The following is a 12642-nucleotide window of genomic DNA, read 5'->3' as shown; positions in this document are numbered from 1 at the left end:
TCTCGCGGGCAAGCCCACTCCCACAGGGTGTTGCTGTGTGCTTCGGATCGTACACATCCCCACCCATCTCCCTTCCGATACTTCTGGCATAACACTTGCTCTTGCCTTGCCGTGCGACTGTGAAAACCCGAATAGTGACGGATTATTGGCATGGCGAAGAGCGAAGCAGCAGTAAAAGACCCCGCAACCAAAGGCAAACTCAAGCTGATTATCTTGATCGTGGTGGCCCTGCTGCTGGCGATCGGTTTGTCCGTGGGCGCGACCTGGTACTTCATGCACAGCGCTCAGAGCAAGCCTGCCCCAGTGGCTGAAACCGCCCCGGTCGGCAAGCAGCCGGCGATTTTCGAATCGATGGCACCGGCGTTCGTCGCCAACTACAACCAGAACGGCCGTCAACGCTACATGCAGGTGAGCATCACCATGCTCGGCCGCAACCAGGCCGATCTGGACGCGCTCAAAGTCCACATGCCGGTGATCCGCAACAACCTGGTCATGCTGTTCTCCGGGCAGGACTTCGCCACGCTGGCGTCGCCGGTCGGCCAGGAAATGTTGCGGCAGAAGGCCACGGCCAGCGTCCAGGAAGTGGCGCAGAAAGAACTCGGCAAAGTGGTCGTCGAACAGTTGCTTTTCACTAATTTCGTACTGCAGTAGGAACACGACATGGCCGTGCAGGACCTGCTGTCCCAGGATGAGATCGACGCGCTGTTGCATGGCGTCGACGATGGTCTGGTACAGACCGATACCGTTGCCGAACCCGGCACCGTCAAAAGCTACGACCTGACCAGCCAGGATCGCATCGTCCGTGGACGCATGCCGACCCTGGAAATGATCAACGAGCGTTTCGCCCGCTACACGCGCATCAGCATGTTCAACATGCTGCGTCGCTCGGCAGACGTGGCGGTCGGTGGCGTGCAGGTGATGAAGTTCGGCGAATACGTGCACTCGCTGTATGTGCCGACCAGTCTCAACCTGGTCAAGATCAAACCGCTGCGCGGTACGGCGCTGTTCATTCTCGACGCCAAACTGGTGTTCAAGCTGGTGGACAACTTTTTCGGCGGCGACGGCCGGCACGCGAAGATCGAAGGGCGTGAATTCACCCCGACCGAACTGCGTGTCGTGCGCATGGTATTGGAGCAGGCCTTCATCGATTTGAAGGAAGCCTGGCAGGCGATCATGGAAGTGAACTTCGAGTACATCAACTCGGAAGTGAACCCGGCCATGGCCAATATCGTCGGCCCGAGCGAGGCCATTGTGGTGTCGACCTTCCATATCGAACTCGATGGCGGTGGCGGTGACCTGCACGTCACCATGCCGTACTCGATGATCGAGCCGGTGCGCGAAATGCTCGACGCCGGCTTCCAGTCGGACCTCGACGATCAGGACGAACGCTGGGTCAATGCCCTGCGCCAGGACGTGCTGGATGTCGATGTGCCCATCGGCGCCACGGTTGCCCGTCGCCAACTGCGCCTGCGCGACATCCTGCACATGCAGCCCGGGGATGTGATCCCGGTGGACATGCCGGAAGAGATGATCATGCGTGCCAATGGCGTACCGGCCTTCAAGGTCAAGATGGGCTCGCACAAGGGCAACCTCGCGTTGCAAGTGATCGAGCCGATCGAACGCCGCTGACAGGCACCCCATACATTCGCTTTTAACTGACGGCTTCCAATCGAATGGTTGCCTGCCGAGGACAAATGATGGCTAACGATATCAATACCCAGGACGACCAGGCGCTGGCGGACGAATGGGCTGCGGCCCTGGAAGAAACCGGTGATGCCGGGCAGGACGACATCGATGCCTTGCTGGCGGCCGATGCGGCCAGTTCGTCATCCAATCGCTTGCCCATGGAAGAGTTCGGCAGCGTGCCGAGGAGCAACGAGCCGGTCAGCCTCGAAGGTCCGAACCTGGACGTGATCCTTGATATCCCGGTGTCGATCTCCATGGAAGTCGGCAGTACCGACATCAACATCCGCAACCTGCTGCAACTGAACCAGGGTTCGGTGATCGAGCTCGACCGCCTGGCCGGTGAGCCACTGGACGTGCTGGTCAATGGCACGCTCATCGCCCACGGCGAAGTGGTGGTGGTCAACGAGAAGTTCGGCATCCGCCTGACCGACGTGATCAGCCCAAGTGAACGCATCAAGAAGCTGCGCTGAGTGAAAAGGCTTCTGGGGTGTGTACTGGCGCTGCCGCTCAGCGTGCTGGCAGCCGAACCGGTGGCGACGGCTGCGAGCGCGGCTGCCGCGCCGGCGGTCACGAGCGGAGTGGCCGGGCAATTGACGCAACTGGTATTCGGCTTGCTGCTGGTGCTGGTGCTGATTTTTTTCCTCGCCTGGCTATTGCGCCGGGTGCAGCAGGCCGGACCGGCCGGCAAGGGCCAGGTGATCGAACTGATCGGTTCCCGTGCCTTGGGCCCGCGCGACCGATTGATGCTGGTGCAAGTGGGCAATGAGCAGATTCTTCTGGGCCTGAGCCCTGGCACCATCACGGCATTGCATGTGCTCAAGGAGCCGGTGCAAGTGCCGACGACCGAGACGACGACCCCCGAGTTTGCCCAGCGCCTGATGGAGCTGTTGGGCAAGGATCAGAAGGATAAGAAGTAATGGGTGCGTTACGCATCGTCTTGACGCTGGCGCTGATGCTGGCCGCGCCGCTGGCATTCGCCGCCGATCCGTTGTCGATCCCGGCGATTACCCTGGGCACCAACGCCCAGGGGGCTCAGGAGTACTCGGTCAGCCTGCAGATCCTGCTGATCATGACCGCGCTGAGTTTCATTCCGGCGTTCGTCATGCTGATGACCAGTTTCACCCGGATCATCATCGTCTTTTCGATCCTGCGCCAGGCCCTGGGCCTGCAGCAGACGCCATCAAACCAGATCCTCACCGGCATGGCGCTGTTCCTGACCCTGTTCATCATGGCGCCGGTATTCGATCGCGTTAACCAGGATGCCTTGCAGCCGTACCTGGCGGAAAAACTCACCGCCCAGGATGCCGTGGCCAAGGCCCAGGTACCGATCAAGGACTTCATGCTCGCCCAGACCCGCACCAGCGATCTGGAACTGTTCATGCGCCTGTCCAAGCGCACCGACATTGCCACGCCGGATCAGGCACCGCTGACCATCCTGGTACCGGCGTTCGTGACTTCCGAGCTGAAAACCGCATTCCAGATCGGCTTCATGATCTTCATTCCGTTCCTGATCATCGACCTGGTCGTGGCCAGTGTGCTGATGGCCATGGGTATGATGATGCTGTCGCCGCTGATCATTTCCCTGCCGTTCAAAATCATGCTGTTTGTACTGGTGGATGGCTGGGCGCTGATCATCGGCACCCTGGCCAGCAGCTTTGGAGGTGTGTCGCCATGACCCCTGAAGTGGCGGTCGATATCTTCCGCGAAGCGCTGTGGCTGACCACCATGATGGTGGCAGTGCTGGTGATTCCGAGTCTGCTGGTGGGCCTGCTGGTGGCAATGTTCCAGGCCGCCACGCAGATCAACGAACAGACCCTGAGCTTTTTGCCGCGCCTGTTGGTGATGCTGGTGACGCTGATCGTCGGCGGCCCATGGCTGGTGCAGACCTTCATGGATTACATCCTGCAGTTGTACGGCAGTATTCCGCAGGTCATTGGTTAAACCATGTCGCTGCTCGCATTGACCGACACCCAGATCAGCACCTGGGTGGCGTCATTCATGTTGCCGCTGTTTCGCGTCGGGTCGCTGCTGATGGTCATGCCGGTTTTCGGCACGACCCTGTTGCCACGGCGAATACGCCTGTATTTCGCCGTGGCGATCACGGTGGTCATCGCCCCGGGCCTGCCCCCCATGCCACCGGTGCATGCGCTGGACCTGAGCGGATGGATGCTGATCGCCGAGCAGATTCTTATCGGCGCCGTAATGGGCTTCTCGTTGCAGCTGTTCTTCCAGGCCTTCGTCGTGGCGGGGCAAATCGTCGCCATTCAGATGGGCATGGGCTTCGCCTCCATGGTCGATCCCACCAATGGAGTCTCGGTGGCGGTGATCGGGCAATTCTTCACCATGCTGGTGACGCTGTTGTTCCTCTCGATGAATGGCCACCTGGTGGTGTTCGAGGTGCTCACTGAGAGCTTCACCACGCTGCCGGTCGGTGGCGGCCTGACGGTCAATCATTTCTGGGAACTGGCCGGCAAGCTCGGCTGGGTGCTTGGCGCGGCGCTGCTGCTGGTGTTGCCGGCGATTACGGCGCTGTTGGTGATCAACATCGCCTTTGGCGTGATGACCCGGGCGGCGCCGCAACTCAACATCTTCTCTGTCGGCTTTCCGCTGATCCTGGTACTCGGGCTGTTTATCGTCTGGGTCGGGCTGGCGGACATTCTCAATCAGTATCAACCGCTGGCCTCCGAGGCCCTGCAGTTTTTACGCGAACTGGCACAGGCGCGCTGAGTCATGGCAGAGAGCGAAAGCGGTCAGGACAAAACAGAAGACCCCACGGAGAAAAAGAAAAAGGACGCCCGGGAGAAGGGTGAGATTGCCCGCTCCAAGGAGCTGAACACCCTGGCCATCATGCTGATCGGCGCCAGTGCGCTGCTGATTTTCGGCGGGGCGATGGCGCAAGACATGGTGGAGCTGATGCGCCTGAACTTCTCGCTGCCACGGGAAGTGATCCTGGATCAACGGTCCATGGCCACCTACCTGATGCATTCAGGGCAAATAGCGCTATGGTCGATTCAACCGTTCATGATTGCGATGGTGCTGGCGGCGGTCATCGGCCCGATATCCCTCGGTGGCTGGTTGTTCGCGGCAGGGTCCATGGCGCCCAAATTCAGTCGCTTGAACCCCGTCCCGGGCCTCAAGCGCATGTTCTCCACCAAGGCGCTGGTCGAGCTGCTCAAAGCCCTGGCCAAGTTCATCATCATCCTGTTCGTGGCCCTGGCGGTGTTGTCCTCCGACATCGACGACTTGTTGCGCATCGCCCACGAACCGCTGGAAATGGCGATCATCCACAGTCTGCAAGTGGTGGGCTGGAGTACCTTGTGGATGGCGTGCGGGCTGATCATCATCGCCGCCGTGGACGTCCCGGTGCAGCTGTGGGAAAGCCACAAGAAACTGCTGATGACCAAGCAGGAAATCCGCGACGAACACAAGGACCAGGAAGGGCGGCCAGAGGTCAAGCAGCGGATTCGCCAGCTGCAGCGCGAAATGTCCCAGCGGCGGATGATGGCGGCAATACCCCAGGCCGACGTGGTCATCACCAACCCGACCCACTACGCCGTGGCGCTCAAGTACGATCCGGACAAGGGCGGGGCGCCGATGCTGATCGCCAAGGGCAGCGACTTCCTCGCCCTGAAGATTCGGGAGATCGCGGCGGCCAACGAGATTCTGTTGCTGGAGTCGCCTGCGCTGGCGCGGTCGATCTACTACTCAACGGAGTTGGAGCAGGAAATTCCGGGTGGGTTGTATCTGGCGGTGGCGCAGGTGCTGGCGTATGTCTATCAGATCCGCCAGTACCGCGCGGGCAAAGGAAAGCGGCCGGAGCCGCTTAAGGATGACTTGCCGATTCCGCCGGATTTGCGGCGGGATGCTTGAGTTGTGCAATCACCCGCACTTTATTTTTTAGTAATTGGCACCGGTCGATAACAGTTCGGGCCGATTGGTGTCAGCGGTAACTATCTCGAATGGACTTACTGTCGGGGAGAGCAAAGGCTGGGAACGCGCTATGTAGGCGTCCGCTTCCAGGTTGTTGCAGTTCGTAGGTTAATGCGGCCAATGTTTCTGCTCTGCTGATATTTCCATATTTTCCACTGAGTGCTGCTTTGTAAGTTTCAATCTTTACGGAGTTGATACTATCTGGTGTTATGTAATTGATTTTTCCAATATTGGCAGAGATTGTATCTGCAAGATTTGGTTCGGGGATTGTGCCAGGAAGATTTATGTGGAGCTTCAGCTCTTGCAAATCGCGGCTATCAATTTTTCCAGCGGCAATGGATCTGAGCGATATTGGGCGCTTGAGTTCCATTGGGGCAGTGTGTGAGTACGTGGTCAGGAAAGATTGATTGGAAGCATTCGTGTATTTATTTTGGGTTAGATAGGTGGTGTTTGTCGTTGACTTAGTGAATGTCATGGCTTCTATGGTTTTTGTTGTAGGACCTTTTTTTAATCTGGAAAGGAATTGCATTGCCAACCCTACGGATTTAAAAGATATATGGCCACTGGGGTCGCTTCGATTGGTTGGGTTTCCCAAACAGTATGTATATGAATTCAATCCACCCTTCCCAAACGGACTCCAACTATCCGGACTGTTAAATCGCATCAACACAGGATTAAACGCCCGGTACCCATTCCCCAATAAATAACACCCGGTCACCGGGTCCGGCCGTTCGCCGTTGAAACCCAACAGACTGAGCAAGGCGCTGAGCGCCGAGCGATGGCCGTAGGGGGAGTAGGCGATGGGGCGTGGCGGGAGGCCCTTCTTCAGGGTGTGCAGGACCGAGCGCTGAAGGTCCGTGGCCAGCAGCGTGGTATCGAGTGCATTACCTTCGTGTTGCTGCTGCGCCAATAGAAGGTCGTCGTGCTGAATGATCGAATGCTTCGTCGCGCCCTGAATTTCGGTCGCCAGGCGGCTTTTGCAGTAGAAGCGCTGATGTACCGGCGTATCAGGCTGTGTCTGGTGGACCAGCCGATCCAGTGGGTCGTAGCGATATTGGCAATGCAGGGTTGTGGATGGGGCGGTCATTGGCTCACTCCGCAGATAAAAAATGGAGAGCTTGAGTATCTGCGCAGGTGCCTGGGTGGGGTACTAGCAGAACTGATAGTCCTCGAGCATCGCTCCTTTTCATAGCCATACAGGTCGACCCATATCCCCCTGAAAAAACGATCTATTTCCCCTTCGCAAAAGTTGGAAGGCTTCTTGCAGTAGCCGCCCTGCGCCCGCTTCAGGCGTCAAAAGTTTGCTTTAAAGGAACGGGGAAAACCGGTGGATCGCTCTCAGTTAATCAACAGTGCCCGCAGCAATATCGCTGACCTCAGTCGAGGCAACATGGGCGTGCCGCTGTTGCTGCTGGTCATGCTGGCGATGATGATGCTGCCGGTGCCGCCGTTCCTGCTCGACGTGTTCTTCACCTTCAACATTGCCCTGTCGATCGTCGTGCTGCTGGTGTGCGTGTACGCCTTGCGGCCGCTGGATTTTGCGGTGTTCCCGACCATCCTGCTGGTGGCGACCTTGCTGCGGCTGGCGTTGAACGTGGCTTCCACGCGGGTGGTGATGCTCCACGGCCAGGACGGTCATGCCGCGGCAGGCAAGGTGATCCAGGCGTTTGGTGAGGTGGTGATCGGCGGTAACTACGTGGTCGGTATCGTGGTGTTCGCGATTTTGATGATCATCAACTTCGTCGTGGTGACCAAGGGTGCCGGACGCATCTCCGAGGTGAGCGCGCGTTTCACCCTGGACGCGATGCCCGGCAAACAGATGGCCATCGACGCCGACCTCAACGCCGGCCTGATCGATCAGAGCCAGGCCAAGCTGCGCCGGATGGAGGTTGCCCAGGAGGCCGAGTTCTACGGTTCGATGGACGGTGCCAGCAAGTTCGTTCGCGGTGACGCCATTGCCGGCCTGCTGATTCTGTTCATCAACCTGATCGGCGGCATGGCGGTCGGGATCTTCCAACACAACATGAACTTTGCCGATGCCGGCAAGGTGTATGCGCTGTTGACCATCGGTGACGGTTTGGTGGCGCAATTGCCATCACTGCTGCTGTCCACCGCTGCCGCGATCATGGTGACCCGTGCTTCCGGTTCGGAAGACATGGGCAAGCAGATCAATCGCCAGATGTTCGCCTCGCCCAAGGCGCTGGCGGTGGCGGCGGGCCTGATGGCGGTCATGGGCCTGGTACCCGGCATGCCACACTTCTCGTTCCTGAGCATGGCGGCCCTGGCGGCAGGCGGCGCCTACCTGTTCTGGAAGAAGCAGAACGCGGCCAAGGTCCAGGCGCTGCAAGAGGTCAAGCGTCAGCAGGAACTCTTGCCTTCGCCGGCCCGCGCTCAGGAAACCAAGGAGCTGGGTTGGGACGATGTGACGCCTATCGACATGATCGGCCTGGAAGTGGGTTATCGCCTGATTCCGCTGGTCGACCGCAACCAGGGTGGCCAGTTGCTCGCGCGAATCAAGGGCGTGCGCAAGAAGCTCTCCCAGGATCTCGGTTTCCTGATGCCCACCGTGCATATTCGTGACAACCTCGACCTCGCGCCAAGCGCCTATCGCTTGACCCTGATGGGGGTGATCCTGGCCGAAGCCGAGATTTACCCGGAGCGCGAGTTGGCGATCAATCCGGGGCAGGTCTACGGCACGCTCAACGGCATTAACGCCAAAGATCCGGCTTTCGGCCTGGAGGCGGTCTGGATCGAAATCAGTCAGCGTTCACAGGCGCAATCGCTGGGTTACACCGTGGTCGATGCCAGTACAGTAGTGGCAACCCACTTGAACCAGATTTTGTACAAGCATTCGAGCGAGCTGATCGGTCACGAAGAAGTGCAGCAACTCATGCAGTTGCTGGCCAAAAGCTCGCCAAAACTGGCGGAAGAGCTGGTACCGGGCGTGGTTTCGCTGTCGCAACTGCTCAAGGTTCTGCAGGCGCTGTTGGCCGAGCAGGTGCCGGTGCGGGACATCCGCAGCATTGCCGAAGCCATCGCGAACAATGCCGCCAAGAGTCAAGATACTGCCGCATTGGTGGCCGCCGTGCGCGTCGGCGTATCCCGCGCCATCGTCCAAAGCATTGTAGGCACTGAGTCGGAGCTACCGGTTATCACGCTGGAGCCAAGGTTGGAACAAATATTGCTCAATAGTCTGCAGAAGGCAGGGCAAGGCTCGGAAGAGGGCGTTCTGCTGGAGCCAAGCATGGCCGAGAAGCTGCAGCGCTCATTGATCGATGCAGCGCAGCGTCAAGAGATGCAAGGTCAACCGGTGATTCTGCTGGTGGCCGGTCCGGTTCGCGCGATGCTCTCGCGATTTGGCCGGCTGGCAGTCCCGGGTTTGCATGTGTTGGCTTACCAGGAAATCCCTGACAACAAGCAAGTGACCATCGTTGCGACAGTAGGGCCCAACGGCTGAGGTAGTGGTTTATGCAAGTTAAGCGTTTTTTCGCCGCCGATATGCGTCAGGCCATGAAGCTGGTTCGTGATGAGCTGGGCGCCGACGCCGCCATCATTGGCAACCGCCGCATTGCCGGTGGTGTCGAGCTCACGGCTGCCCTGGATTACAAACTGTCGGCGCTGGCCCCGCGTGTTCCGAACATGGAACTCGAAGACGAGCTGCGCAAGACTCAATCGCGGATCGTCACCGCCCAGGCTGAATTGAGCCTGCGAGGCGATGGCGAGAGCGACAAGAGCACCAATCGCCAGTTGTTCGCCGGCCTGCCGTTGACCGCCGCCGAGCCGTTGATCGAGCCCACCTATGCCGAACCCCGTCGTCCTGCGCCGGCCGCTGCGCCAGCCTCGAGTGGCGTGGACCCGCGGGCGTTCGATTCGATGCGTTTCGAGCTCAATAGCTTGCGTGAACTGATGGAAGTGCAGCTGGGCTCCCTGGCCTGGAATCAGCTGCAAGGCAGCCGCCCTGAACAGGCGAACCTGTGGCGCCGCCTGCAGCGCATCGGTCTGTCCGGCCCGCTGTCGCGGGATTTGCTGGCGCTGATTACCGATATCGACGAGCCCCGTCAGGCCTGGCGCATGTTGCTGGCGCATCTGGCGCGGATGATCTCCACGCCGGAACTGGAACCACTGGAAGAGGGTGGCGTGATTGCCATGGTCGGCCCCGCCGGCATGGGCAAGACCACCACCCTGGCCAAGCTGGCCGCCCGTTACGTGCTCAAGTACGGCCCGCAGAACATCGCGCTGGTGAGCATGGACAGCTTCCGGATCGGGGCTCAGGAGCAGCTCAAGACCCTCGGTCGGATTCTCAACGTGTCGGTGACCCACGTCGATCCGGGGCAATCGCTGGTGCAAGCGCTGGATCCGTTGCTGCGCAAACGCGTGGTGCTGATCGACACCGCCGGCCTGCAGGCCAGCGATCCGGCCCTGCGCATGCAGCTGGAAAGCCTGGCCGGGCGTGGCATCAAATCGAAAAATTATCTGGTTCTGGCAACCACCAGCCAGAAACAGGTTCTAACCGCCGCTTATCACAGTTACAAGCGCTGCGGGCTCGCGGGCTGCATCCTGACTAAACTGGATGAAACGGCAAGTCTGGGCGAGGTGTTGAGCCTGGCCATCAGTCATGAATTGCCGGTGGCCTACCTGACCGATGGCCCGCGGATCCCGGATGATTTGCATCTGCCGCGTCGTCATCAGTTGGTCAGTCGCGCCGTCAGCGTGCAAATGCAGGAAGAACCCAGCGAAGAAGCCATGGCTGACATGTTCGCTGACATCTACCACAGCCCGACCAAGCAGGTTGGCTGAGGTAAAAATGAATAGTTTTTGTACCTACATCGATGGTCTGCCATGCATTGTTCCGGTTGAGAACGCGCAGCCAGTAATGTGGCCTCCGTCTATGCAAGACAAGGTAAAGAAATAACATGGGCAGCATGCATCCCGTACAGGTGATCGCGGTGACCGGCGGCAAAGGTGGCGTCGGGAAGACTAATGTGTCAGTGAACTTGTCCCTGGCTTTGGCTGAGCTTGGCCGGCGCGTCATGCTGCTGGACGCCGATCTGGGGCTGGCGAACGTCGACGTTCTGTTGGGGCTGACACCCAAACGTACCCTGGCCGACGTGATCGAAGGCCGCTGCGAGCTGCGCGACGTCCTGTTGCAGGGCCCCGGCGGCATCCGCATCGTTCCCGCCGCGTCCGGGACCCAGAGCATGGTTCATCTGAGCCCGGCGCAACACGCCGGCCTGATCCAGGCATTCAGCGATATCGGCGACAATCTCGACGTACTGGTGATCGACACCGCTGCGGGCATTGGTGACTCGGTAGTCAGTTTTGTCCGCGCGGCGCAGGAAGTCCTGCTGGTGGTCTGCGACGAGCCGACGTCGATCACCGACGCCTACGCCTTGATCAAGTTGCTCAACCGCGATTACGGCATGAACCGTTTCCGCGTCCTGGCCAACATGGCGCAGAGCCCGCAGGAAGGCCGCAACCTGTTCGCCAAGTTGACCAAGGTCACGGACCGCTTTCTCGACGTTGCCCTGCAATACGTCGGTGCCGTGCCTTACGACGAAAGCGTGCGCAAGGCCGTGCAGAAGCAGCGCGCCGTCTATGAAGCGTTTCCGCGTTCCAAGTGTTCGCTGGCGTTCAAGGCCATCGCCCAGAAAGTCGATACCTGGCCGCTGCCGGCCAACCCCCGTGGGCACCTGGAGTTTTTCGTCGAGCGCCTCGTGCAACAAACGGCAGGACCCGTGCTATGACCGCCAGCGGTTACAACCTCTACAAGAAGTCGGCACGTGACGCGCAGTACGAATTGATCGAGCGTTACGCGCCACTGGTTAAACGCATTGCCTACCACTTGCTGGCGCGTCTGCCGGCCAGTGTCCAGGTCGAAGACCTGATCCAGGCCGGCATGATCGGCCTGCTGGAAGTCTCGACCAAATACGACGCCAGCAAAGGCGCCAGTTTCGAAACGTACGCGGGCATCCGAATCCGCGGCGCCATGCTCGATGAGGTGCGCAAGGGGGACTGGGCACCTCGTTCGGTTCACCGCAACACGCGCATGGTCAGCGATGCAATTCGCTCGATTGAAGCTAAAACCGGCCGTGACGCTAAAGATCACGAAGTTGCGGCCGAACTCCAATTGAGTCTCGACGATTATTACGGGATTTTGAACGACACCCTGGGCAGCCGGTTATTCAGTTTCGACGATCTGTTGCAGGACGGCGAACACGAAGGGCTGCACGAGGATGGCGCGAGTGCTCATCTCGAGCCGTCGCGCGACCTGGAAGATGAACGCTTTCAGGCGGCGCTGGCGGACGCGATTGCCAATTTGCCGGAGCGTGAGCGACTGGTGTTGGCGCTGTACTACGACGAAGAGTTGAATCTCAAGGAAATCGGTGAGGTCCTGGGGGTTAGCGAATCTCGGGTCAGCCAGTTACACAGCCAGTGCGCGGCCCGTTTGCGGGGGCGTTTGGGAGAGTGGCGAGCGCGTTGAAGGCAGTGTGGGGGCACTGCGACGTGGCGGGTGGGGTGTTGAACCGCGCCGGTCTCGATCCGTTGTACTCCAGACAGTCATTGAGTGCTTTGCCAGATTGATTGAAATGGCGCGTCCAGGTGCTGGGCGCGTTTTAGTCTGCTTGGAGGTCGAATTGGACAAGAACATGAAAATCCTCATCGTTGATGACTTCTCAACGATGCGGCGGATCATAAAAAACCTGTTGCGTGACCTTGGGTTCACCAACACGGTCGAGGCCGACGATGGCACTACCGCCATTCCGGTTCTCAACAGCGGGAGCATCGACTTTCTGGTGACGGACTGGAACATGCCTGGCATGACCGGTATCGATCTGCTGCGCCACGTGCGTGCCGATGAAAAGCTCAAGCATCTGCCGGTGCTGATGGTGACCGCCGAAGCCAAGCGCGAGCAGATCATCGAAGCCGCCCAGGCCGGTGTTAACGGCTATGTGGTCAAACCCTTCACGGCCCAGGCGTTGAAAGAAAAAATCGAAAAGATTTTCGAACGCATCGGTTGAACTGCGC

General features: G+C 59.4%; 14 protein-coding genes. 13 read left to right on the top strand and 1 reads right to left on the bottom strand.

Translation table 11 applies throughout. The annotated features are described in order from the left end of the window. Positions 1 to 150 precede the first annotated feature (150 nt). The 8 genes from fliL to flhB all read left to right on the top strand — a co-directional run bounded on the left by fliL (position 151) and on the right by flhB (position 5556). The gene (gene fliL / locus ACGJAX_RS28675) at positions 151 to 651 is read left to right on the top strand and encodes a flagellar basal body-associated protein FliL (RefSeq protein ID WP_247257708.1); all 501 of its coding nucleotides are present in this window, start codon (positions 151 to 153) and stop codon (positions 649 to 651) included. 9 nt (positions 652 to 660) lie between these two features. After that, positions 661 to 1629 carry a flagellar motor switch protein FliM gene (gene fliM, locus ACGJAX_RS28670; RefSeq protein ID WP_390956948.1) on the top strand — a complete coding sequence of 323 codons (969 nt, stop codon included), beginning with the start codon at positions 661 to 663 and terminating at the stop codon, positions 1627 to 1629. 68 nt (positions 1630 to 1697) lie between these two features. Continuing rightward, positions 1698 to 2156 carry a flagellar motor switch protein FliN gene (gene fliN, locus ACGJAX_RS28665; protein ID WP_090324270.1) on the top strand — a complete coding sequence of 153 codons (459 nt, stop codon included), beginning with the start codon at positions 1698 to 1700 and terminating at the stop codon, positions 2154 to 2156. Beyond that, positions 2157 to 2603, top strand: coding sequence for a flagellar biosynthetic protein FliO (gene fliO / locus ACGJAX_RS28660; protein WP_247257710.1), 447 nt, complete (start codon positions 2157 to 2159; stop codon positions 2601 to 2603). It abuts the gene before it with no gap. After that, positions 2603 to 3361 carry a flagellar type III secretion system pore protein FliP gene (fliP, locus tag ACGJAX_RS28655; protein WP_090324267.1) on the top strand — a complete coding sequence of 253 codons (759 nt, stop codon included), beginning with the start codon at positions 2603 to 2605 and terminating at the stop codon, positions 3359 to 3361. The genes fliO and fliP overlap by 1 nt, the downstream gene beginning before the upstream one ends. Then, complete coding sequence (gene fliQ / locus ACGJAX_RS28650) at positions 3358 to 3627, top strand: flagellar biosynthesis protein FliQ (RefSeq protein WP_057398373.1); 270 nt, start codon at positions 3358 to 3360, stop codon at positions 3625 to 3627. The genes fliP and fliQ overlap by 4 nt, the downstream gene beginning before the upstream one ends. A 3-nt stretch (positions 3628 to 3630) precedes the next feature. Then, positions 3631 to 4413, top strand: coding sequence for a flagellar biosynthetic protein FliR (gene fliR, locus ACGJAX_RS28645; protein WP_390956947.1), 783 nt, complete (start codon positions 3631 to 3633; stop codon positions 4411 to 4413). A 3-nt stretch (positions 4414 to 4416) separates the two neighbouring features. After that, positions 4417 to 5556 (top strand): flagellar biosynthesis protein FlhB, encoded by a 1140-nt coding sequence (gene flhB, locus ACGJAX_RS28640; RefSeq protein WP_390956946.1) that lies wholly within the window; start codon positions 4417 to 4419, stop codon positions 5554 to 5556. A gap of 70 nt (positions 5557 to 5626) precedes the next feature. On the opposite strand, the gene ACGJAX_RS28635 is transcribed toward flhB, so the two are convergent. Continuing rightward, positions 5627 to 6703, bottom strand: coding sequence for an RHS repeat-associated core domain-containing protein (locus ACGJAX_RS28635; protein ID WP_390956945.1), 1077 nt, complete (start codon positions 6701 to 6703; stop codon positions 5627 to 5629). 240 nt (positions 6704 to 6943) lie between these two features. Between ACGJAX_RS28635 and flhA the strand changes: the two genes are divergently transcribed. From flhA to ACGJAX_RS28610, 5 genes are all read left to right on the top strand, one after another. Then, positions 6944 to 9073, top strand: coding sequence for a flagellar biosynthesis protein FlhA (flhA, locus tag ACGJAX_RS28630; protein ID WP_390956944.1), 2130 nt, complete (start codon positions 6944 to 6946; stop codon positions 9071 to 9073). A gap of 11 nt (positions 9074 to 9084) precedes the next feature. Next, entirely contained in the window at positions 9085 to 10413 is a 1329-nt protein-coding gene (gene flhF, locus ACGJAX_RS28625) for a flagellar biosynthesis protein FlhF (RefSeq protein ID WP_090324258.1), read from the top strand. Between the two features lie 116 nt (positions 10414 to 10529). Continuing rightward, on the top strand, positions 10530 to 11360 hold the full coding sequence (gene fleN / locus ACGJAX_RS28620) for a flagellar synthesis regulator FleN (protein ID WP_008001746.1): 831 nt from the start codon (positions 10530 to 10532) through the stop codon (positions 11358 to 11360). Then, the gene (fliA, locus tag ACGJAX_RS28615; protein ID WP_007894214.1) at positions 11357 to 12097 is read left to right on the top strand and encodes an RNA polymerase sigma factor FliA; all 741 of its coding nucleotides are present in this window, start codon (positions 11357 to 11359) and stop codon (positions 12095 to 12097) included. Before fleN ends, fliA begins: the two co-directional genes overlap by 4 nt. A 166-nt stretch (positions 12098 to 12263) precedes the next feature. Then, complete coding sequence (locus tag ACGJAX_RS28610; protein ID WP_003183998.1) at positions 12264 to 12635, top strand: chemotaxis response regulator CheY; 372 nt, start codon at positions 12264 to 12266, stop codon at positions 12633 to 12635. Positions 12636 to 12642: the final 7 nt, after the last annotated feature.

Origin of the sequence: Pseudomonas moorei (assembly GCF_042846945.1) — a bacterium.
Lineage (GTDB): Bacteria > Pseudomonadota > Gammaproteobacteria > Pseudomonadales > Pseudomonadaceae > Aquipseudomonas > Aquipseudomonas moorei.
Note: the sequence above shows the minus strand (reverse complement) of the source record. Positions and strands in the feature narration are given on the sequence as shown.